Raw genomic sequence first — 21,249 nt, 5'->3', positions numbered from 1 at the left:
CTGCCTGAAGACATAATTTCCATACTATGGCTTTTTTTTAAGCAAAATCGTCAATCATCTTATCCAATGTCACTTAACAAATCAAGCGGTCATTTTGTCCTAGTAATGAACAGATTTGCTAAATAAGCTGAAGACTCTCATCTAAAACATCTTCATAGCCATTGTAATACTCATACCTCTGCAATAGGTAGTTAGCACGTTTCATGAAGCTGCTATCCGAATTAAATTTAATTCTTGAATCATTAATATAGTGATTTATAACACTAATAATGTCATCAACTGTCAGGTGCGGATCATCACAAAGCTGAACAATTTCTCTTCCTTTAGCCATATGGTTTCTGCCAAAGAAAGCAATAAAACCTGTTGTATAGGTCTTATATATTTTTTGAATCTCTTGTTTCGTTAATAAACTATCAGTGCAGAAGCGATGATAATTTTTTGTTGAGCTATTCTCAATGGAAAAAGACGTCGTAATTTGCGTCGTCCAGTGAAGATTATCTTCATTATTAAGTGTGATGATTGGTCTGCCTGGTTTATCACGAAACACGTAATTAGAGTTGGGCTCACCATCAGTAAGGCAATGAAAATTAACGTCAAACGTTTCAGATAAAATGTTTAAATCGGCAAACCTCCCCCAATAATAGTCTTGGGTAATTCGTTTTAGTCCTGCTAAAATGACAGATCCTTCTTCATTCAACCTTCGCTCATTGGGAGATTGACGAAAACTTTCACCATAAACATCCTTAAGAAATGCAATAGTGATGGCCTTCTCGATTAATTCATGGGTTATCTGATTTTTTGATGCATGATTATATATATTTTTAGCAAGGTTTTGTGCTAGATTTCGAACTGCGTGAGAATCGGCTAGTTCGTTATAATCTGGATCACAACTTCTGCGGAACAAAAATGCCCTGACTAGCTCTCTAAATTTGATGTAGACAGCGTTTTGTTGGATATAATAATCAAGTGGATCTTTCTTTTTTTCCTCTTGCAGTAAATTTAATTGGCTGGTATGTACAATTTTTCTTAATGATGACTGCAAGGTTTTTAACAGAATAACGTTCTGATCTTTATAGTTAAAGCTGAGGATTTGCTTTAAATAAGGTCTAATAGAAGGATCGTAAGCACACCACGTTTCAAAAGTATGAGTTACATTTCGCTTACTTTCGTGCTTGATAATATCAATGAGAGCAATGGAGTAAGCATAAAAAGCACAATTTCCATCACTTAGATTATCAACCGATAAAAACATGACTGCATCAGACTGGTTAGATGATTAATTATTCCATAATTAGCTTAAGGAAAAATTAACTGTTAAATTATATTTGGTACTCAAGGTTTTTGATCATGGAGCAAGTAAATTTAGTCCCTACTATCAAATTGTTAGGTGAAGATCCTTCTGTTAGTGAATGTACTATACTTCATTTGCAAGTACTTTCTGAGGAGAAAAAAGCATGTCGCGCTCAACTGTCCGAACGAGCCCAAAAAATACCAGTGATATCGATATGAATCAATTCTATGTTGATGTTATCGATTGCATGCCAAATTTAGTTTATTTATTAGATAAAAATTGCTGTCTTGTAGGATGTAATAGAAACTTCCGTAGTTTACTCGGCACTACTCAAACTGAAGAAATAATAGGTTCACATCCCTATAAGAAACTTGTTTCTCTTGCTGATTGGTCAGAAGAACGAAGTGAGATACTCAAAAAGGATGATATTAATGTATTGCTATCTGGAGAACCTGTGTATGAGGCTACAGAAGCACCTGTTGTCAATAAAAATGGGGATATCGTCTATTACCTTTCTACAAGAATCCCTTTACATAATAAAGATAAAAAAGTCATTGGATTGGTGTGCATCTTAATCGATATCACGGAAACGAAAAAACTTAAAGAGCAACTTGCAAAAATTAAGAAAGAGTTACAGGCTTACAATCGAAAACAAGTTCCTGAAGAGCCGTCTGCTATTTCAGACGATTTAGACGATCTAATTGAAAAAAAACCACCAAAGGTATTGATGGTAGAAGATAATTCAATTGCCCAAAGGGCAACTCAAGCTTTATTAATGCAACTTGATTGCCATGTGGATGTTGCTGAATCAGGCGATAAGGCGGCGATGTTATTTGAACCAGGCAAGTATGATCTTGTGTTCATGGATATTGGTTTAGAAGATACTTCTGGTTATGTCGTTTCAAAAAGGATCAGACAGCTTGAGCGAGGTACAGAATACCATGTGCCTATTATTGCGCTTACAGGTTATCAGGCCGACATTGTTAAATACGATTGCGATGATTACAGTATGGAAGGTGCTCTTACAAAGCCGCTGACTACTGAGCAAGCTAAACAAATTATACAGCATTACATTTATCATATAGATGTACCAGTTCGTGGGCTAAAAAGTATTAAGGGGCAGGTGGAGTAAGGCGGCAATCTTGGAGCAGAGCGGAGTAGTAGTAAGTGTGCCAAGTAAACCTAATTGAAAATTGATGGGTATTATGGTACTACAATCGCTTGTTATACAGGCAGCTGAGGACATATCTTAAAGAGTCGCAAAGAAGCCCGTATTTTTTTTTTCAATTCACTCAGCCTATTGGGTTGCTTAAGAGGGTAGTTATGATTTTGATGGGTGAGGCAATTTTTCAACACCTTAAGGAGCTAAGTTTTGTCCAAGTTCCATTCCCTATTGACCCCTTTGTGCTAAGAAATGCGATTGATTCCTTTTTGAAGTTTTTGGAAGAGCCTGATGAAATCAAAAAACAGATCGATTTTACTATAGCACCTAAACATCGTAGAGGAGATGTTGGGTTTAAGCACCGCGATCCAGCGGATCATGTTTACAATGATTCTAAAGAATTTTTCCATTTTCATCCTGCATTATTTAAAAAATATGAGCAGTTCCTCAGTGAGAATCCAGTAGTTTCAGATTTTGTGACTAAAGCCAAGCCGATTTGGGATTTGGCTTATGAAACCGTCTATGGAATTCTAAAAATTTTTGAAAAACAATTTACTGGAATAGTTGATAAGGTTTTTGCTACTGAAAATGTGCATCTTTTATTACGTTTTTTAAAATATGATTGGCAGGAGTCTGGAAAGTATCTTGCCAAACCACATTTTGATGCAGGATCGTTTACTTTAGCCATTGCAGAAAGTTGCCCTGGATTGAGAATCGGCTCATCACCTGATGATTTAAAAATTGTAGAGCACAAAGAGGGCCATGCTATTTTTATGCTTTCCTCAAATTATAAGCAAGTTATTCCCAGTGACGAATTTTCGCCCGGTTGGCACGACGTGATACAACTTGATGAAACACTCATTGGCAAGCCGTTTGCCAGATGGGCCATCGTTGCTTTCATTGAAGCACATGGGGTAAAAGCTTTACCAAGAACAGAAACCCACAAATGGTATGTAGGATCGGCATGATTCCACCTGCAAAAAAAATCCGCCAGAACAAATTTTCCCGATTATTATCGCTGGATGTTTTTCGCGGTCTAACGATTGCGCTAATGATTTTAGTCAACAGTCCTGGGAATCAAACGGCTTATACATGGCTTGAGCATTCTGCTTGGAATGGATGTACCATAGCGGATTTGGTTTTTCCTTTTTTCATCTTTATTGTTGGCGTCTCATCTGTATTTAGCTTGTCAAAGGCAAGAGAAGTTAATCATATGCCCTTACCGCAGCTGCTTATCAAGATTATAAAGCGTAGTCTCATCATTTTTTTAATTGGGCTTCTTCTAAATGCTTTTCCAAATCATTTTGAAATGTCGACGTTACGGTTTTATGGGGTACTGCAGCGTATTGCAATCTGTTATTTTGTTGCTTCTATTTTATTCCTAACAACAAAAATTGAAATACAAGTATTGATTATTGGAATTCTATTAATTGGTTACTGGTTGATCCTAATTTTAGCTAATGTACCTGGATTTGGTGTTGGCAATCTGACTTTAGAAGGTAATTTCGCAGCGTATGTGGATCGAGTTATTTTCTCTTCGGCCCATCTCTATGGCAAATTTTACGATCCAGAAGGGCTTCTAAGTACCATTCCTGCTATTGCTACAGCCCTTTTGGGAAATATATCGGGAGCTTGGCTGCTTTCAAAATATGATCATTGGCAAAAGCTTAAAGGCTTAATTACGTTTGGTATCATGGCGTTAATTGTAGGATGGCTGTGGAGTATCTGGTTTCCCATTAATAAAATACTATGGTCAAGCTCCTATGTGTTGTGGACAGGAGGCTGGGCTCTCATTGTGTTAGCGTTTTGCTATTGGTTAATCGAAATTCAAAAGTGGAAATCGTGGTCTAAGCCCTTTGAAATTTTTGGTGCGAATGCCTTGGCAGTTTATTTTTTGCATGTTTTCTTCTTAAAATTACAGATAGTAATAATGATACATTGTGCAAATGGTGTATCTGAAAATTTAAAATTATTCGTGACTAATAGGCTTTTTGGTTGGGCATCGCCAGAAAATGCTTCCTTATTTTATGCGCTAAGCTACACACTCTTTTGGTTGTTGATTCTCTCTATCCTTTACCGTAAGAAGATCTTTATTAAGATATAAGAGCCCCATTTGAGGATTTTGTAGTGCTTAGAGCAGCAACGCCTCATTCATAAAATATTGCACTATAATTAGGTTGTGCTACCAACCTTTTTCGTTTGAGTCATAGGGGCAACAGGAGGCAATTATGGGCTTGAGAAGAGAATATGAAGAAGATCCTCATTCTTTTTCTGAGTATTATGAAGAAGACGAAGAGAATCCTGAGGAACTAAGTCATAAAAGGCAAGTTCGAAAATTACTGGAGGAAAAACTTGAACGTAAACGATTGAAAGAAGAATTCGATGAATTAGATGGAGAATTTGATTGGGATGAACTCGATCGTTAAGTTCAGATAGCGCCTTAGTCCCCTCGCTTAATTTTTATTTTGTAACCGATAATTTGCTGCAAGGAGAGTATTTTGCAGCAAGGTAGCAATAGTCATTGGGCCAACCCCGCCTGGTACTGGCGTTATCCACGAAACAATTTCTTTAGCTCGTTCAAAGTCTATATCGCCCCGAAGTTGTCCATTTGGCAAGCGATGCATCCCAACATCAATAATAATTTGTTTCTCGTTTAACCAATTCACGTCAATGACGTCCTGAATCCCGGTAGCAATGACGATGATGTCGGCAATCTGGACATATTTCTCCAGATCCGTAGTAAACCGATGACAAACGCTGACAGTGGATGCAGCTAGTAGAAATTCCATAGCCATAGGCCGGCCAACAATATTCGAAGCACCGATTACTAATGTATTAACCCCCACAAGTGGAATTTGATAATAAGACAGCAAGTGAATAATCCCATAGGGAGTACAGGGTCTTAGGAGTGGGTTCCGCTGTACCAGCCGCCCTATGTTATAAGGGTGAAATCCATCCACATCTTTTGTTGGATTGATGCATTCGATCACCTTATTGGGGTCTATCACATCAGGTAGAGGTAATTGAACTAAAATACCATCGATGTCTTCTGCATGGTTTAATTGGCTAATTAATTCAAGCAGTTCTTTTTCAGAAGTATTTTCTGGCAAGTCGTAAGCATGAGAATTGAAACCCACTTCAAGACAAGCTTTGCGTTTGTTGGCTACATAGATATTAGACGCTGGATCATCTCCTACTAAAATCACTGCTAAACCAGGAGCCTTATGACCTTTCGATATTCTTTCCGCAACAGCGAGCTTGACCCCTTCTTTCAGGTAAGTTGCTGCTTTTCTGCCATCTAAGAGTAATGCTGTCATTTTACACATAAAGAGAAATTCTAAGTGCAAATTATGGAATAGTGCGGTTCGTTATGCAATGAAATTTACACGGATCTTTCTCAGTAATCAGAATCTCCATGATTGACAACCCACTGCATTTGAAAGTTTATCTTCAATCGAGCGCCTACTTACTGTTGTTTGAAATTGCCTTGGAAATACGCTATAGCCTAGACAAAAAGATTCTAGTGTTATACATTGGCCATTTTCCAGCTGGAAATGCGAAAATGCGTATTGCCTTAGGGGTTGAATACGATGGTAGCCAGTATCATGGCTGGCAAGCGCAGACTGGCCTGCATACAGTTCAGCAAGTATTAGAGCAGGCTTTAATGAAAGTAGCGGATTGTGAAATCAGCATCGTTTGCGCCGGTCGAACTGATACAGGTGTTCATGCAACAAACCAAATTATTCATTTTGATTGTGAAAAAGAGCGAACCATCCGCTCTTGGATTCATGGTGCTAATTCGTTTTTGCCAAAAGACGTCTGTGTGAAATGGGGACGGGAAATGCCCGATCATTTTCACGCGCGTTATTCGGCTTTGTCCCGGCGCTATAGGTACATTATCTATAATTCCCCCATTCGGCCAGCACTTTTGCGAAGTAGTGTGACCTGGCAATATCGTCAGCTTGACCATCGGTCAATGCAAGAAGCCAGTCAATTCTTATTAGGGGAAAACGATTATACTTCTTTTCGCTCTGTGGAGTGTCAATCGAATACACCAATGAGGAATGTACATCAGCTGAGGGTGACCCGGACGGGTGATCTCATTATGATTGATATCACCGCTAATGCTTTTTTACATCACATGGTGAGGAATATTGCTGGTGTTCTAATGGCTGTTGGTTCTGGAAAAAAACCTGCTGATTGGGTGAAAGATGTTTTACATGCTAAGGATAGGCGATTGGGCGCGGAAACAGCGCCGCCTTATGGTTTATACTTAGTAGGAGTGACGTATCCTGACGAATTTGGTGTAATACAAGCTAATCCAGGGCCTCTATTTCTGTGGGAGCGCTAATTGAATAATGCTCGAGTGCGAATAAAAATGTGCGGCATGACCCGCGAAGAAGACATCGCCCATGCTGCGGAGTTAGGGGTTGATGCAATTGGTTTAATTTTCTATCCCAAAAGCCCTCGTTGTGTTTCGATTACCCAGGCAAAAAAAATTCTGCGCAATGTACCTTTGTTTGTTGATGTTGTTGCCGTTTTGGTTAATCCTTCTTCACTGCTGGTGGACGAAATTCTCAATGAGCTACCCATTGTTTGGTTGCAATTCCATGGTGAAGAATCGCCTGAATTTTGTGGCCAATTTAAAAAACCCTACATAAAAGCAATGCAAGTTAGCACTGCTGCATCGATTTATAAATACTGTTCAGACTATCACCAAGCTTCGGCTATCCTTTTAGATACCCCGTCAGAGAGCAGTTATGGGGGCACAGGTAAAACTTTTGATTGGGGGCTCATTCCGAGTAACTTGGATAAACCCTTTATCTTATCCGGAGGTTTGGATGCAACCAATGTCAATTTAGCTGTAAATAAAAGTCTACCTTACGCTGTAGATGTATGCAGTGGTATTGAATCATCTTATGGGATTAAAGATCACGAAAAAATGAAACAGTTTGTAAGTGCGTTACGGGGGAAAAATGAGTGAGAAAGAGCTTCCTGATGAGCATGGGCATTTTGGACCTTACGGAGGGATATTTGTAGCAGATACGCTAATGTATGCTTTAGAAGAGCTAAAGAAAGCTTATCAGCATTATCGATTCGATCCAGAATTTTTAGCTGAATTTAACAAGGAACTGTCGGATTATGTTGGTCGGCCATCGCCACTATACCACGCTGAGCACCTTTCTGCCAAAATTGGAGGGGCACAAATTTTTTTAAAGCGGGAAGACCTTAATCATACTGGTGCACACAAAATCAATAATACCGTTGGGCAAGCCTTACTTGCAAAGCGAATGGGAAAGGTGAGGGTTATTGCGGAGACAGGAGCAGGACAGCACGGCGTTGCCACAGCAACAGTTGCCGCAAAATATGGTTTAGAATGTGTCGTTTACATGGGATCTGAGGATATTAAGCGCCAAGCTTCTAATGTTTACCGGATGAAACTCTTAGGTGCTGAGGTTGTTCCTGTTACTGCAGGTTCTAAGACATTAAAAGATGCTCTAAATGAAGCAATGCGCGATTGGGTCGCTAACATTGACAATACGTTTTATATTATAGGCACGGTAGCAGGCCCTCACCCTTATCCTCAAATGGTTAGGGATTTCCAATCGGTCATTGGCCGTGAGTCAAGAGCGCAGATTTTGGAAAAAACAGGGCAGCTTCCTGATGCTCTAGTGGCTTGCGTAGGCGGTGGATCGAATGCCATTGGATTGTTTTATCCTTTTTTAAAAGACAAGTCAGTTGCCATTTATGGTGTGGAAGCCGCCGGTAAGGGGATTGAATCAGGTCAGCATTCTGCTTCTTTGATCGCTGGAAAGCCAGGAATTTTACATGGAAACCGTACCTATTTGCTCTGTGATTCATACGGCCAAATCAAGGATACTCACTCTATTTCTGCAGGACTTGATTACCCTGGGGTAGGACCTGAGCACGCTTATCTCAAAGATACGGGTAGGGTAAAATACGTGCCTATCAATGATGAAGAAGCACTGCATGCGTTTCGTACATTAACACGAGTCGAGGGTATAATTCCTGCGTTAGAATCCAGCCATGCCATTGCTTACGCAATGAAACTCGCTAAAACCATGAAGACATCGCAACGAATCATTGTTAACTTATCCGGTCGTGGTGATAAAGATATGCATACCATTGCGAGTATCGATAACTTATCCGTGTAATTTGAAAGGGTACTCTATGAATCGAATTGATAAAACTTTAGCTCAATTGCAGGCTAAAGGTAAAAAGATGCTAAGCCCCTATATTACAGCTGGCGATCCACATCCAGAAATGACTGTCTCATTGATGCATGAGCTTGTGAAAGCAGGAGCAGATATTCTTGAGATAGGTATTCCTTTTTCGGATCCAATGGCTGAAGGTGTTGTTATTCAAGCGGCTATGGAACGGGCATTAGCCTATAATGTGACTTGTGAAAATGTATTCATGATGGTCAAAAAATTTCGTGAACGAGACCAAGAAACCCCTATCATATTAATGGGTTATTTAAACCCCGTAGAGCAGTATGGTTATGAAGCTTTCGCTAAGCGTGCTAAACAAGTTGGGGTTGATGGAACAATATTGGTTGATTTGCCTCCTGAAGAAAGTGATGCAATTACTCCTATTTGGCAGACTTATGATTTATACAGTATCTATTTATGTTCACCTACGACGTCTGACGAACGAATGGCTTTGATTAACCAGCATGGAGGTGGTTATCTCTATTTCGTATCATTAAAGGGTGTGACGGGTTCAAGTGATTTTAATTTAAATAAGGTTAAAGAATTGTATTGCCATCGAAAATCGCAAACGAAATTACCTTTGATGGTCGGTTTTGGGATAAAAACACCGGAAATGGCAGCTGAAGTAGCTCAGTTTGCCGATGGTGTCATTGTCGGTGCAGCTATAATTAGCCGTATTTTTGAAGCGTATAAGGCTTCAGCGAATGCAGTTGCTGCGGGCGCGTCTCTCCTACACGATATGCGGTTGGCGATGGATAAGTAACGGAAAAAATTATGATAGAAAGCAGTGAAAAGACGAGTGAAAAAAGAACGAATTTTATACGCCAATTAGTTGCAGAAGAATTAGCAAGTGGCAAACACAAAGAGGTTATTACACGATTTCCACCTGAACCTAATGGTTATTTACATGTTGGGCACGCTAAATCAATTTGTTTGAATTTTGGTATAGCTGAAGAGTTTGGTGGCCGTTGCTATTTACGGTTTGACGACACGAACCCGATCAAAGAAGAAGAGGAATATGTCAATGCCATCATTGAGGATGTCCGATGGTTAGGTTTTGAATGGTGTGCGATGACCCATTCTTCGGATTATTATCAAGAGCTCTACGACTATGCTGTTGATTTAATTAAGCAGGGTAAAGCCTATGTTGATAGTTTAAGCATGGAAGAAATTCGTGCTTATAGAGGGACATTGCAAGAGCCGGGGCGTGAAAGTCCTTATCGCAACCGTTCTGTTGAGGAAAATCTTGATTTATTTGCTCGGATGAAAGCAGGTGAATTTGCTGATGGAGCCCATGTATTGCGTGCGCGTATTGACATGCAATCCGGTAATGTGAACATGCGTGATCCAGTCCTTTACCGTATTCGCCATGCTCATCATCAGCGTACTGGTGATGCTTGGTGTATTTATCCGATGTATGATTACGCACATCCACTTTCTGATGCACTCGAGAAAATAACGCATTCCCTTTGCACTTTGGAATTTCAGGACCATCGCCCATTATATGATTGGTTTATTGACAATTTAGTGGTTCCGGCAAAACCAATTCAAACTGAATTTGCTCGCCTTAACTTATCTCATACCGTCACTTCTAAGCGGAAATTAAGACAGCTTGTTGAAGAAAAAATTGTTGAGGGTTGGGATGATCCTCGATTACCGACTTTACGGGGTATGCGCAAAAGAGGGTATCCGCCAGCTGCCATTAGGCAATTCTGTGAAATTATAGGTATCTCACGCAGCGATTCAATCATTGATATGTCAGTACTTGAGGAGTGTGTTCGTGCTGAGTTAAATAAAACCGCAAAACGAGCAATGTGCGTTCTTGATCCTTTAAAAGTTGTCATTGAAAACTACCCGCAAGATAAGGTGGAAAATTTAACTGCACAGTTCCATCCCCAGGATCCCGCTGCTGGTCATCGCACCATCCCGTTTTGCCGAGAAATTTACATCGATCAAAGCGATTTTATGGAGAATCCACCCAAAAATTATTTTCGCTTATCTCCTGGAACCGAGGTACGTTTAAGGTATGGTTACGTAATCCGTTGTAACGAGGTTATTCATGATGCACAAGGGAAAATAATTGAGCTTCGCTGCACTTATGATCAAGATACTTTAGGCAAAAACCCACCTGACCGAAAAGTTAAAGGGGTTATTCATTGGGTTTCTTGTGAACATGCTTTTCCTGTCAAAATCTATCAATACGATCGTCTGTTTAATGATGCTAATCCTGCTCGTGAAAAAGATTTTCTTCAGTTTTTAAATCCAGATTCATTGGAAGTTCGACAAGGATTTTGTGAGCCTTCGCTTTTAACCCAACCTTTGCATGAGGTGTTTCAATTTGAACGTCTTGGCTATTATGCGGTTAATCAAGTTGATGGTGGTGGGGTGAAGGCTTTTCACCGTGTAGTCGATCTTAAAGATACCTGGGGCAAAATCAGTTAAGGGGCAGGCATGTTAAATCTTTATAATTCATTAACACGAACAAAAGAGCTGTTTAAGCCACTCAAACCAGGTAAAATTGGCATGTATGTTTGTGGCATAACCGTATATGACCGCTGCCATTTAGGGCATGCCCGCTCCATGGTTTGTTTTGATGTTATTGTGCGCTTTCTGCGTTCCCAAGGGTATGAAGTGACTTACGTTCGTAACATCACGGATATAGATGACAAAATTATTGTTCGAGCTAACGAGCGCGGTGTGAGCATTGATGAATTGACGGCTCAGTACATTAACGCTATGCATGACGATGCCCGAGCATTAAATATTTTGCCTCCTAATATAGAGCCGAGAGCAACTAATCATATTGATTCAATCATTCAATTAATTAAACAATTAATTGACAAGGGCTATGCTTATGTTAGTGATAATGGGGATGTGTGTTACCAGGTTGAACAATTTGCTGATTACGGTAAGCTCTCACATAAAGATGTCGATGGTTTAATCGCGGGAGCGCGTATTGATGTGGTAAAAGAGAAACGTTCCCCGCTTGATTTCGTTTTGTGGAAAAAAGCTAAACCAGGGGAGCCGTGTTGGCCTTCATTATGGGGGGATGGGCGACCAGGTTGGCATATTGAATGTTCGGCGATGGCAATGCATGAGCTTGGTGAGCAATTCGATATTCATGGAGGTGGTTTGGATTTACAGTTTCCCCATCATGAAAATGAGATAGCTCAAAGTGAGGCAGCAAGTGGCCGAACTTTTGCAAATTATTGGCTGCATGTAGGTATGTTGCAGGTCAATAATGAAAAAATGGCGAAATCACTTGGTAACTTTTACACGATTGAAGATGTATTGAAGCAGCATCATCCTGAAGTCGTGCGCTATTTTTTGTTGAGCAGCCATTATCGAAGCCCTTTGAATTATTCGGAAGAAAACTTGCAAAATGCAAACAAAGCATTAACTCGTCTTTACCAATCAATAAAAGACTTCAATAATATTGAAGAAAATGGCGAATTAGCTGCGGATTGGATTGAGCAATTCAATGAGGCAATGAATGACGATTTTAATACCCCTGTTGCTTTATCTATTTTGTTTCAATTAAGCCATGAAGTTAATAAGACTAATTCGCTTTTGTTGGCTTCAACGCTAAAGCATGCGGCATCTATTTTGGGTTTACTAGTGACTCCCCCCGAAGAATTCCTTCAAGCAGGTCTTGAGGATGATGAAAAGACTCAAGTTGAAAATCTAATCCAGGAACGGCTGCACGCTAGAGCAAACCGTGACTGGACGCGAGCTGATGAGATTAGAAATAAGTTGTTAAAGCAGGGAATTGAGTTAGAAGATAGTCCAACAGGAACAACTTGGAGAAGACGTAAAGAATAAACTACCCCGAGAAGAGCCTCACAAGCCTAGACGGTGAAGCTCTTCTTATCAAGATGGGATGCAGGAGGAGTTACGTTGGGTTGAAACTGAGCGGTAACAGTGGGGGGTAAATTGTTTGAAGGGAAGAAACGATGCCTGTCATTGGTAGTGCATACTCCCTCACCAATGCTTGTTCTTAAACGGCCTTGATTACTGCCAAATTGCTGACATAAGCGGTTTAAATCATCATCAGAGGATATTTTTGTCTGCCTGACTTGCCCTGAACTTAATAATTTAATTTGCATGCATAAATTCTGAAAAACGGTGTCTGATTGTTGGTCTAAATAATCCCGAAATCGCGGGAAGTTTAAAATGGATTTTAGTAGTCCAGTGTGAACAGCTCGATCAGAAACTTTAGCAAGTTCAAAAACGGCAACAATACGTGATTGACTCTTAACAAAATCAAAAATCACCGGGGTATTCAATAAGCTGACCAAATCCGTATTACGATTGACAATAAAAATGAGCTGACTAATAGTGAATCCAGCTTGAAGAAGGCAAGTGAGTGGGGTTGTTAAGAACATAGTTGCTGGTGAGGAAGGTTGTTCATACATGCCTAATATGGGGCATATCAATTGTTATAGAGCCTGTAATTTTTTATACCCACCCTCATGGCTTAAGACAGAAATGATTTGATCTAGGGTAAACCCTGCCTCAACTAGGCAAGAGAGTGGCGTTGCATGACCAGTCGTGTTTGGTTCAGGGTTATATAGCCGAAGTAATGCTCTTAGATTTCTATAACCATTATCATCGTTTAAAATAGAAATAATACCGGAAGGAGTAAATCCTGTCTGAATCAATACCAAAAAAGGAATTGTACAAGAGCTACTTGCATCCCACATGGGTTGTAATAATTCCTGTAAGGCTTTGAGACTTTTAGAACCGCGATAATGGGTTAATACAGAGACGATTTGGTCGTGAGAGAATCTAGCGCTGATAAGGTTAGAAAGTGGGGTGATAAGATTACCCGCATGATCACGCAAGGGTTGTTGCCTTTCATCTAAATAAGGCAATAGTAAATCGAGTAGGATGTCGATGTTTGCGATTTCATTTTCGTAGTTTAGTATGGATGTTAATTGCCCTGGAGTAAAGCCAGCTTGGATAAGTACGGATAAAGATGTAAGTGGGTTACCCGTGTTATCCAGCATAGGTTGATGGCTTTGCTGATCAAGGATGGGCTCTAATAAGTATTGTAAGAGCTGGCTTTTTTCGAAAGAAAAATTTACAGATAGGGATGAGGTTTGTTCTCGTGTAAATCCAAGGCTTAAAAGTTGATTGGTTAACATAGAGAGGTCAATTATAAAAGAAAAAGCCGATAATTATACAAATATACTTAACTAATTCAAAATGTTGTTTACGTCCTCGTCAAGCGCAGGCGCCATCACCGTTAAACAATTAAGTGCTGGGAGTAGGTGTATTGTAATAGCTCCATTGGCAACGTAAAAAAAGTTCGACTTCATAGGAAAACCTTATTTATATGAACTAGGATTTTGAAAGGAATAAATAATATAAAATGAATCAATAGGGCTCTCGTCCATTTAAATCCAATAATTCGAGTAATAAAGCATGGCGGGCAAAAAATTTAAAGAGGGGGTAAGTTCTGTGGAAATTTGTTTTTTTTGCTGTGAAATGGCTTGAGCCAAGTAAATATTAGCAGTTTTCAGTTCTCCTCTCTGTTTTGCCGCTTCAGCTTGAATTTCAAGCTTTGCGATTTGACAAGTTTGCTTAATATAAGGATCCGTTAATCCATTTGTGTACCGGATCAAAGTGTCAAGTCGATTCAATTGTGATTTTATTGGTTTTGCTTGATGAATAGCCAGAAAACTGGCTGCATGTAAGGCACCACATTCGGAATAGGCAGTCCAGTAGAGGTCAGCATTAGGTTTAGCAATTGGTAAAATTTCAATCATAGGCATCTTCCAATTTTTACTAATAAGAACTTGCCTTGCCCACATGCGGTAATACCATTCCTTATATTCTAATCCAGGATCATTTTCAGAGATTTTCGCCATTTGCTTAACTAGGTGACTTGCCACTCGGTAACGTTTTTTTTTCAGGTAACCTTCATGCAACCATTCCAATGAGTGATATTTGTTCTCTGCATCGCATGCGTAGATTGGGTATTTATGTAAAGTTTTGCATAAGTTATCGGATGCGGTTATTGAAGCTTGGTTGGCTAAAATATAATCATCCCAGAGCTTTAACCGACGATAAATATGGGCAGCCATATGGGTAACATGAGAAGATGAGTTCATCAGGTTCAATGCAATTTTAGCTGCCGGGAGTCCTTTTTGAGCAATTATAAGGTTAGGATTATCGTGATAATGTAAATAATAATGAATAACACCTGGATGATTAGGGTATTTTTTAAATAGATGTTCAGTGAGTTTTCTTCCTTCTTCGATGTATTTTTCACTTTCCTTGTGTTTTGGGAAATCGGAAGCTATGCCAAGCAATGATAATGCATAAAACGAAGCCACATCAGCATCGCTAGGGAATTGCTGGTGTAGGCGTTTCATTTCGAGCATATATGCGCGGTCTCTCTGATATAAGCTAGCATTGCTAAACAATCGCTGTGCTGCTCTTAAATAACCTTGTTCCTTTGGTGTGATTGGATATTGTGTTTTATGAGCAGCATACCGTTTCAGGGTATTTTGTGCGGAAGTTAAATTTTCTGAATTCCAAATAGGATGCTTATAAGCTAGTGCCTCCCCCCAATAACTCATTGCAAAATCAGGATCCAGCTGTTGTGCTTGCTTAAATTGACTTATAGCAAGATCGTACATAAACGCGTGCAAAAAAGCGGTGCCCAGCAAAAAATGTTCTTTTGCTGCAGGATTTTTGCTTGTGACCGAAAAATTAACCTTTCCTAAGGTGATCGATTGCCTTAGATGTTTAATATTTTTGTTTTCGTCGAAATTGTTTGCGTAGGTAGGGGTGATTAAAAGGGTAATTATTAATAAACAGAAGCGCATTCTTATCCTTTCTATTGTGAATCAGGTTGCATGAATGTTTATGAAAAAGACCAAATTATATACAATAAAGCGCACATAACCAATATTTGATTTCATTATGAATAAAATTTTTTGAGTAACTCCATGATTTAAAAAAAGTATTACAAGTTGAGCATAATTTATGCATATATTTGGTTGTAAAAATCAGAAATTGGACTAAGGTTAAATTAATAAGGCAAGTAATCCAGAAAGGAGCCAATAAATGGACCCTCTCGGCGAATTAGAAGACTCTCTGGCATACATGTTTGAGTTGCAAGCAAAAAATACTGGTGGTTACATCGACCCTTTGGCAAATAAATTAAGAAGGGCTCTGGACGTTTATTCGGAAGATCGCTCTTCAACCTCATTAAAAGCTTTGATCGTTGCTATTAGAAATGCATTTCCAATCATAGAAAAATACTCCGTTGATTCTTATAAAGTTAGGCAAAAAATAGAAGGCATCGCAGCAATGCAAGGGGAGTCGATAAATTGGAACTCGTCGAAACAGCCCAATCGTTATCCGTTCTTCCTTCCATCCGCAACAGTAAAAGACACAAAATCCGATTTCATCCCCTGGCTCTCTTCTCGAATTGGTAAAGATTTCAATAGCCTCGATGGTGAAAACCAAGTTCAAGTTCTTCTTAATCTAAAATCAGAAAAAGAATTCACTATGAAATTAAGATTGCATTTATATGCTAATCCTAATTTTCTTGCTGATTTGGCAATGAAATCACCCCAAGCTTTTTTTAAATTAATGGGAAGTAGTCTTGGTTTTCAATTGGAAAAATATCAAATTGCCAAAGCAATTAATCACCATGGGCAAACAATGATTGATGACTCATTGGAACCTGTGGAGCAAGCCATGCAATTGGTAAATTCGCTCAATGAAAAATTATCCTCTTTGCATTCAATTGAAAGATTACTTGAAGATCCTAAAGCTAAGGCAGTCTTGGATAAGTCAGATTTATTTCAACTTTATCAGAGCGATGAATGCAGGGATCGGCAGGGTTTTGGAACTCCTGCCGTTTAATGCTTAGATTTGGTTTGAAGGCATATGCCAATATTGACTGTTATTAGCCTCCCGTGCCCTATCTATAAATGGATGCAAGCATTCAGCAAATTTATTTTCTGGGTATTTTCTCATATAGCGTTGGGCAATTTCAAAACGAGTTGTATCACAGGAGGCTCCATTTAATGCCCTGATCGCGTAAGTACTTTCATCGCTTGAAAAAAGGCCATTTAATCCTAAGAGTCCAGATAATCCACAGCATCTTGACGATTTATAACGATTATATTCATCGATAGCAAGCTTCACTTGCTCCAGGGTTAAAACCGGTTTGCATACCTCATTATTATAAATTGAATCTCGAATATCCTTTGTGCGCTTGGTTGGCGTCGTCTGAGTGTATTTATGATCGGGCTGTTCGTTTATTTTCCTAGGGCCTTGAATAGTGTAATTAGGATAATAATCCAGGCGAATATTATTAAGAGCCCGCATTTCCTCATCCCGTGGTGCTTGCTCAGAGAGTAGTTCATAAAATACTTCGGCTAATCGCTGTGCTTGTTTCTTAGCATCGAAAAAAAATAATTTTATTCGGAGATTGTAACCCGTTTTGCTTTGTTGCCCGTGTTCGTCGTTTTTAACAAATAGACCATCCGCAACCATGTTAGTAACGATATCGGGAACAAATATTTGCTGTGCTGGATTTAATGACAAGTAAAATTGTCGTGCTGTACTTTCAAAGCCAAGTGCGAGTTTAGTAGGAACTTTTCGAAGGAATTGTGGCGTTTCAATTGCTTGGCCTGGTGCTAGAACATAGATTTTAGCGTGTTGAGGAAGATTGATTAGACCTTTGTCACCAAGATAAGTGACGATTACGTCTTTATTCCTTTTTTTTTCGATATCGACCCATTGTTTTATCGTAGATCGAAGGTTAGCAGGTATGTTTTTCTGTGCAATGGGAATATAAAGATAGTAAGGCATGAGATATCTTTTGATAAAAGAGATTAAATAAAGGCCTCAAAGTATAAAAAAAATAAGCACAAATGTAAATATTTTGCGCTTATTGGTTTTATTAGGATCGGCTTGTGTGACGCTATTTCGCTAAAGTAGCGTTAATTACTCATTCGGTAGACGACTTGTTCGGTATCTCTTGATTCGGCGCTAATTCGCCTAGCTGCTTGTTCAAAAGCAAAAATGCATTCTTTTTTCACTTTTACATAGTCATCCGCAGGAAGATTTTTAGATAAAGCATCGAATAATAAATTGACAGTTTCCTCTATGGAACAACCATGAATATTGATAAGTGAACCATGTGAACGGAATTGATGCATTAATAAATAGAGAGAATCTTCGCTTTCAATGTATGCACCATCAATAAACGGTGTTAGTAGATCTTTATAACGGACTGATAATCTCTCTATGGCTAGATGAAATTTGTTTTCCCATGTGAAATTTAGAGGAAGTTCGTTTGGTTTAACTAAGCGGTCTTGATAAATTTCAGCAGATTTAATTAATAATTGAACAGCTAGACGAATCGCGGGGTTTATATTCTTTGCTCTAAATTCCTCACTGTTCTCTAGTAATTTTTTTGCAGCGATTAACATAATTTGCCCCAATTTCTCAAGGGTAAGCGATTTTTTATCTTTTGCAGCAATCTCTTCATCTCTATTGAAATCAAGGATACTAAAATAGGCGCTCTCCCAGATAGATAAAATTCGCATGCATTCCTTACTGTCCCGTGCGGGATTAAGTGGAGTTGTCCAAAATGTAAACGAAGAGATTGGGCTCGCAATAGAGCTGGCCATTGGTGGCTTTGTTATCGCAGCATCTGGGATTCTTGAAGGGGTTGGCTCAGAAAAAATAGAATATAGATTGCCACCAGCTGAGGGACTTTGGGTTTGTTCAACAATAGACATTGGAGCAGTAAAAATAGGAAGCGGGGTATCAAGTGGCGCAATAGACGGAGCCTGTAACGAATCGACTTCTAGCGAACTGATTGCCTCCACATCGGGAAAATTATGAACTGATCTTCCGCTAGAAATTTCTCTCTCTTGCTGAGTCTCTTCTCCAAATCGTTTATCTAAAGTTTGGAAGAGGGTTGTTATACTTTGGGCTGCTTCTCTTTCCCTTTGCGACACTTGTCGAACTGAAGGCGTGGTTTGTATTTGTTGATCGAGATCCAAACTAAAGGATTCACTTGGTAATTGAATTGATCTGTCTCCACTGGATAGCGATCGAGGTAATGATTTTTCATCAAGATCCAAGGGTTGTTTAACTTCCGACTGTTCTAATACCCTTCTTCTCTTTTTCGGAAAACTGCTTTTCTCTGATGAGCCAGTCTCTTTAGTAGAAGATTTTCTCGCCCCCTTTTTCTTCGAGAGACGAGATACTTCGCCAGATAACCTCTCGATTTCTTCAAGATCGAAATTAACCGCATCTACAAGTGCATCAGCTTGGAATAGCGCCCTATATTGTGGGTATCGATACTGTTCTTGTAATTGAAATTTAAATGCTTCGAATATTTTTTTTAAGCTTTGAAGCGAGTGTAAAGTCGCTTCTCGGCTAGAGGTTTGTTGTTTGAGATAAAATAATTTTATCTGTGCAATTTGAAATTTAATTTTATGCTTATAAAACTCAGAGCGAGTAAAATCATCACCCAGTTGTGCTGTTAGGTGATGTGGAGGAATTTTTCTAATATGGTGGCTAATTAATCTATAGCAGTCATTAGCTTGTTGCATGTAATTTAAAACCGAGTCCTGATCGAGGTCTTTCCTTTTTTTATACGCGTAACTAATGAAACTGTCTGCGACTATAAAAAGGGTCCGAGCATAATCAGATAGAGTATAATCAGGTGCCCGGCTAAGATCTTTGCTTAACTGTGTTCTATCAATTTGTTCAAATAAAGTAATGTTATTCTCTAAAAAGCTTAAATCATTATTTTCTGAGTATTTTTTGTAATTTTTTTGTAGTGTGGACTGTATTTTTGCTAATGTGGTCATAAAAATCCCAAATGAATATTGAATTACCCGATGAAAAATAAATATTTTTTATAATTCTGAATTAAAATGATTAAATTTTTGCCCATTATGCCTTCTTTATATTTTTGAATAAAGTGAATTTTGGAATAGCCAGTATGTTTTATTAAAACACGAAAAGGTTTGTCATAGTGCAAACGAGGTTGACTCTTCAAAATCTAACCACAGTCGTAAACCTACTAACGGTAGCTAGTGCTGGCTTGTCACTCGAAGAATTTCAGCAAGTGAAGTATCCCCTGCCAGTACACGTTTAAATCCATCTTGACGTATAGTAGGGTGGGTAGGGCGGAGATAATTATCTATAGTCTGCAAGCTCTCATTTCGATGGATCATACCCCTTAATGTTTCATCAATTGGTATCAACTCATAAATACCTGTACGGCCTCGATAACCTAAATGGTTACACTGGTCGCAACCTCTAGGTTCTCTCACATTGCTAGTATCTTCCTCCGTACTGATCCCCATTAATTCACGTTCATCTTCGCGTAATTCGTGTGGTGTTTTGCAGTGAACACAGAGTTTTCTTACTAGGCGCTGGGCAATTAAACCAACAATGCTTGAGGACAGTAAAAAGGATTCGACTCCCATATCATGAAGACGGGTCAAAGCACCCAAAGCACTGTTAGTGTGCAAAGTAGATAGTACCAAATGGCCAGTAAGGCTAGCCTGGACAGCAATTTCAGCTGTTTCTAAATCGCGAATTTCACCTATCATCACCACATCCGGATCTTGGCGCAAAATAGCACGAAGGCCTTTAGCAAATGTCATCTGTACTTTAGTATTCACTTGCGTTTGACCAATTCCAGGTAAATCGTATTCAATAGGATCTTCAATGGTTAAGATATTTCGGGTTACTTGATTAAGCTCGGTAAGCATTGCATATAATGATGTCGTTTTGCCTGATCCTGTAGGTCCTGTGACTAAAATAATACCATGAGGTTGGGCAATCATTTTACGTATGGCTTTCAACGTGGTTTTAGGCATGCCTAAAAGGCTCAAATCCAGCTGAGCGGCTTGTTTATCCAAAATTCTTAGAACAATACGTTCGCCATGATTAGAAGGGAGAGTTGAGACGCGCACATCGATATTATGACCACCAATACGCAGTGCAATGCGTCCATCTTGTGGAATTCTTTTTTCAGCGATATCCAATTTTGCCATGACTTTTACGCGCGAGATAACTAAAGGTGCAATGGCTCGTTGAATTTCTAAAACTTCATGCAATACCCCATCAATGCGATTACGTACTAGGACGCGGTTTTCATAGGTTTCAATATGGATATCTGAGGCTTTTTGCTTAATGGCTTGAGTAAATAATGCATTAAGCAGGCGAATAATAGGGGCATCATCCTGGTTATCTAATAGATCCTCGCTCATGGGCAATTGATCGGCAAGAAGGGAAAGATCCATATCTTCTTCCATGCCTTCTGCTGCATCAAGGATAGAAGACTGAGACTGATAAAGTTGGGCTAGGTGTTGTTGAAATTCAGTCTCATTTACTTCTTTAAAATTTAACTTATCCTGTAGTAAGCGTTTGACCTCTGCCAAAATGGACAGAGAAGGGTTAGGGAGATGGTAAACAGCAAGCCCTTCAGTATCAGGCACAGCGATAACCCCTTGATTTTTAGCAAAGGAATAAGGAAGACGCTTTAATTTATCTTGGTTTTCCAT

General features: G+C 39.2%; 19 protein-coding genes. 11 read left to right on the top strand and 8 right to left on the bottom strand.

Annotated elements, in window-relative coordinates:
• Nucleotides 1-118 precede the first annotated feature (118 nt).
• Nucleotides 119-1,252 (bottom strand): hypothetical protein, encoded by a 1,134-nt coding sequence (locus tag LMI_RS08650; protein WP_045099445.1) that lies wholly within the window; start codon nucleotides 1,250-1,252, stop codon nucleotides 119-121.
• Between the two features lie 202 nt (nucleotides 1,253-1,454).
• Here LMI_RS08650 and LMI_RS08645 point away from each other — a divergent pair, with 202 nt between their 5' ends.
• The 4 genes from LMI_RS08645 to LMI_RS08630 all read left to right on the top strand — a co-directional run bounded on the left by LMI_RS08645 (nucleotide 1,455) and on the right by LMI_RS08630 (nucleotide 4,879).
• Complete coding sequence (locus tag LMI_RS08645) at nucleotides 1,455-2,423, top strand: response regulator (RefSeq protein ID WP_045099444.1); 969 nt, start codon at nucleotides 1,455-1,457, stop codon at nucleotides 2,421-2,423.
• Between the two features lie 191 nt (nucleotides 2,424-2,614).
• Nucleotides 2,615-3,421 carry a hypothetical protein gene (locus LMI_RS08640; protein WP_045099443.1) on the top strand — a complete coding sequence of 269 codons (807 nt, stop codon included), beginning with the start codon at nucleotides 2,615-2,617 and terminating at the stop codon, nucleotides 3,419-3,421.
• A complete protein-coding gene (locus tag LMI_RS08635) occupies nucleotides 3,418-4,557 on the top strand; it encodes an acyltransferase family protein (RefSeq protein WP_045099442.1) in 1,140 nt (379 codons plus the stop codon). Before LMI_RS08640 ends, LMI_RS08635 begins: the two co-directional genes overlap by 4 nt.
• Before the next feature lie 124 nt (nucleotides 4,558-4,681).
• Nucleotides 4,682-4,879: a hypothetical protein gene (locus LMI_RS08630; protein ID WP_045099441.1), complete on the top strand. Its 198-nt coding sequence runs from the start codon at nucleotides 4,682-4,684 to the stop codon at nucleotides 4,877-4,879.
• 27 nt (nucleotides 4,880-4,906) lie between these two features.
• Here the strand turns inward: LMI_RS08630 and folD are convergent, their stop codons facing one another.
• Nucleotides 4,907-5,770: a bifunctional methylenetetrahydrofolate dehydrogenase/methenyltetrahydrofolate cyclohydrolase FolD gene (gene folD, locus LMI_RS08625; RefSeq protein WP_045099440.1), complete on the bottom strand. Its 864-nt coding sequence runs from the start codon at nucleotides 5,768-5,770 to the stop codon at nucleotides 4,907-4,909.
• Nucleotides 5,771-6,015: 245 nt separating this feature from the next.
• Here folD and truA point away from each other — a divergent pair, with 245 nt between their 5' ends.
• The 6 genes from truA to cysS are packed head-to-tail and all read left to right on the top strand — an operon-like array spanning nucleotide 6,016 to nucleotide 12,508.
• Nucleotides 6,016-6,804 carry a tRNA pseudouridine(38-40) synthase TruA gene (gene truA / locus LMI_RS08620; RefSeq protein WP_045100664.1) on the top strand — a complete coding sequence of 263 codons (789 nt, stop codon included), beginning with the start codon at nucleotides 6,016-6,018 and terminating at the stop codon, nucleotides 6,802-6,804.
• A complete protein-coding gene (locus tag LMI_RS08615) occupies nucleotides 6,805-7,437 on the top strand; it encodes a phosphoribosylanthranilate isomerase (RefSeq protein WP_045099439.1) in 633 nt (210 codons plus the stop codon).
• Complete coding sequence (gene trpB / locus LMI_RS08610) at nucleotides 7,430-8,629, top strand: tryptophan synthase subunit beta (protein WP_045099438.1); 1,200 nt, start codon at nucleotides 7,430-7,432, stop codon at nucleotides 8,627-8,629. Before LMI_RS08615 ends, trpB begins: the two co-directional genes overlap by 8 nt.
• Before the next feature lie 16 nt (nucleotides 8,630-8,645).
• Nucleotides 8,646-9,449, top strand: a complete 804-nt coding sequence (trpA, locus tag LMI_RS08605) for a tryptophan synthase subunit alpha (RefSeq protein ID WP_045099437.1) — start codon at nucleotides 8,646-8,648, stop codon at nucleotides 9,447-9,449.
• Between the two features lie 11 nt (nucleotides 9,450-9,460).
• Nucleotides 9,461-11,128: a glutamine--tRNA ligase/YqeY domain fusion protein gene (locus LMI_RS08600; RefSeq protein ID WP_045099436.1), complete on the top strand. Its 1,668-nt coding sequence runs from the start codon at nucleotides 9,461-9,463 to the stop codon at nucleotides 11,126-11,128.
• 9 nt (nucleotides 11,129-11,137) lie between these two features.
• Entirely contained in the window at nucleotides 11,138-12,508 is a 1,371-nt protein-coding gene (cysS, locus tag LMI_RS08595; RefSeq protein ID WP_045099435.1) for a cysteine--tRNA ligase, read from the top strand.
• Nucleotides 12,509-12,534: 26 nt separating this feature from the next.
• Here cysS and LMI_RS08590 read toward each other — a convergent pair whose 3' ends face one another.
• From LMI_RS08590 to LMI_RS08580, 3 genes are all read right to left on the bottom strand, one after another.
• Nucleotides 12,535-13,071 (bottom strand): hypothetical protein, encoded by a 537-nt coding sequence (locus tag LMI_RS08590; RefSeq protein WP_144405777.1) that lies wholly within the window; start codon nucleotides 13,069-13,071, stop codon nucleotides 12,535-12,537.
• 54 nt (nucleotides 13,072-13,125) lie between these two features.
• Nucleotides 13,126-13,833 carry a hypothetical protein gene (locus tag LMI_RS08585; RefSeq protein WP_045099433.1) on the bottom strand — a complete coding sequence of 236 codons (708 nt, stop codon included), beginning with the start codon at nucleotides 13,831-13,833 and terminating at the stop codon, nucleotides 13,126-13,128.
• Between the two features lie 252 nt (nucleotides 13,834-14,085).
• Nucleotides 14,086-15,522, bottom strand: a complete 1,437-nt coding sequence (locus LMI_RS08580) for a hypothetical protein (protein WP_045099432.1) — start codon at nucleotides 15,520-15,522, stop codon at nucleotides 14,086-14,088.
• Between the two features lie 241 nt (nucleotides 15,523-15,763).
• Between LMI_RS08580 and LMI_RS08575 the strand changes: the two genes are divergently transcribed.
• A complete protein-coding gene (locus LMI_RS08575) occupies nucleotides 15,764-16,570 on the top strand; it encodes a hypothetical protein (RefSeq protein ID WP_045099431.1) in 807 nt (268 codons plus the stop codon).
• Between the two features lie 3 nt (nucleotides 16,571-16,573).
• Here LMI_RS08575 and LMI_RS08570 read toward each other — a convergent pair whose 3' ends face one another.
• The 3 genes from LMI_RS08570 to lspE all read right to left on the bottom strand — a co-directional run bounded on the left by LMI_RS08570 (nucleotide 16,574) and on the right by lspE (nucleotide 21,249).
• A complete protein-coding gene (locus tag LMI_RS08570; protein ID WP_045099430.1) occupies nucleotides 16,574-17,524 on the bottom strand; it encodes a hypothetical protein in 951 nt (316 codons plus the stop codon).
• A 131-nt stretch (nucleotides 17,525-17,655) separates the two neighbouring features.
• Nucleotides 17,656-19,542 (bottom strand): hypothetical protein, encoded by a 1,887-nt coding sequence (locus LMI_RS08565; RefSeq protein WP_045099429.1) that lies wholly within the window; start codon nucleotides 19,540-19,542, stop codon nucleotides 17,656-17,658.
• A gap of 225 nt (nucleotides 19,543-19,767) precedes the next feature.
• Complete coding sequence (gene lspE, locus LMI_RS08560) at nucleotides 19,768-21,249, bottom strand: GspE family T2SS ATPase variant LspE (protein WP_045099428.1); 1,482 nt, start codon at nucleotides 21,247-21,249, stop codon at nucleotides 19,768-19,770.

Origin of the sequence: Legionella micdadei, assembly GCF_000953635.1 — a bacterium.
Lineage (GTDB): Bacteria > Pseudomonadota > Gammaproteobacteria > Legionellales > Legionellaceae > Tatlockia > Tatlockia micdadei.
Note: the sequence above shows the minus strand (reverse complement) of the source record. Positions and strands in the feature narration are given on the sequence as shown.

What these genes read in the sequence shown, in the direction of transcription:
- LMI_RS08650 (WP_045099445.1), bottom strand. Translation starts at nt 1,252, where the DNA reads ATGTTTTTATCGGTTGATAATCTAAGTGATGGAAATTGTGCTTTTTAT.
- LMI_RS08645 (WP_045099444.1), top strand. Translation starts at nt 1,455, where the DNA reads ATGTCGCGCTCAACTGTCCGAACGAGCCCAAAAAATACCAGTGATATC.
- LMI_RS08640 (WP_045099443.1), top strand. Translation starts at nt 2,615, where the DNA reads ATGATTTTGATGGGTGAGGCAATTTTTCAACACCTTAAGGAGCTAAGT.
- LMI_RS08635 (WP_045099442.1), top strand. Translation starts at nt 3,418, where the DNA reads ATGATTCCACCTGCAAAAAAAATCCGCCAGAACAAATTTTCCCGATTA.
- LMI_RS08630 (WP_045099441.1), top strand. Translation starts at nt 4,682, where the DNA reads ATGGGCTTGAGAAGAGAATATGAAGAAGATCCTCATTCTTTTTCTGAG.
- folD (WP_045099440.1), bottom strand. Translation starts at nt 5,770, where the DNA reads ATGACAGCATTACTCTTAGATGGCAGAAAAGCAGCAACTTACCTGAAA.
- truA (WP_045100664.1), top strand. Translation starts at nt 6,016, where the DNA reads ATGCGTATTGCCTTAGGGGTTGAATACGATGGTAGCCAGTATCATGGC.
- trpB (WP_045099438.1), top strand. Translation starts at nt 7,430, where the DNA reads ATGAGTGAGAAAGAGCTTCCTGATGAGCATGGGCATTTTGGACCTTAC.
- trpA (WP_045099437.1), top strand. Translation starts at nt 8,646, where the DNA reads ATGAATCGAATTGATAAAACTTTAGCTCAATTGCAGGCTAAAGGTAAA.
- LMI_RS08600 (WP_045099436.1), top strand. Translation starts at nt 9,461, where the DNA reads ATGATAGAAAGCAGTGAAAAGACGAGTGAAAAAAGAACGAATTTTATA.
- cysS (WP_045099435.1), top strand. Translation starts at nt 11,138, where the DNA reads ATGTTAAATCTTTATAATTCATTAACACGAACAAAAGAGCTGTTTAAG.
- LMI_RS08590 (WP_144405777.1), bottom strand. Translation starts at nt 13,071, where the DNA reads ATGTTCTTAACAACCCCACTCACTTGCCTTCTTCAAGCTGGATTCACT.
- LMI_RS08585 (WP_045099433.1), bottom strand. Translation starts at nt 13,833, where the DNA reads ATGTTAACCAATCAACTTTTAAGCCTTGGATTTACACGAGAACAAACC.
- LMI_RS08580 (WP_045099432.1), bottom strand. Translation starts at nt 15,522, where the DNA reads ATGCGCTTCTGTTTATTAATAATTACCCTTTTAATCACCCCTACCTAC.
- LMI_RS08575 (WP_045099431.1), top strand. Translation starts at nt 15,764, where the DNA reads ATGGACCCTCTCGGCGAATTAGAAGACTCTCTGGCATACATGTTTGAG.
- LMI_RS08570 (WP_045099430.1), bottom strand. Translation starts at nt 17,524, where the DNA reads ATGCCTTACTATCTTTATATTCCCATTGCACAGAAAAACATACCTGCT.
- LMI_RS08565 (WP_045099429.1), bottom strand. Translation starts at nt 19,542, where the DNA reads ATGACCACATTAGCAAAAATACAGTCCACACTACAAAAAAATTACAAA.
- lspE (WP_045099428.1), bottom strand. Translation starts at nt 21,249, where the DNA reads ATGGAAAACCAAGATAAATTAAAGCGTCTTCCTTATTCCTTTGCTAAA.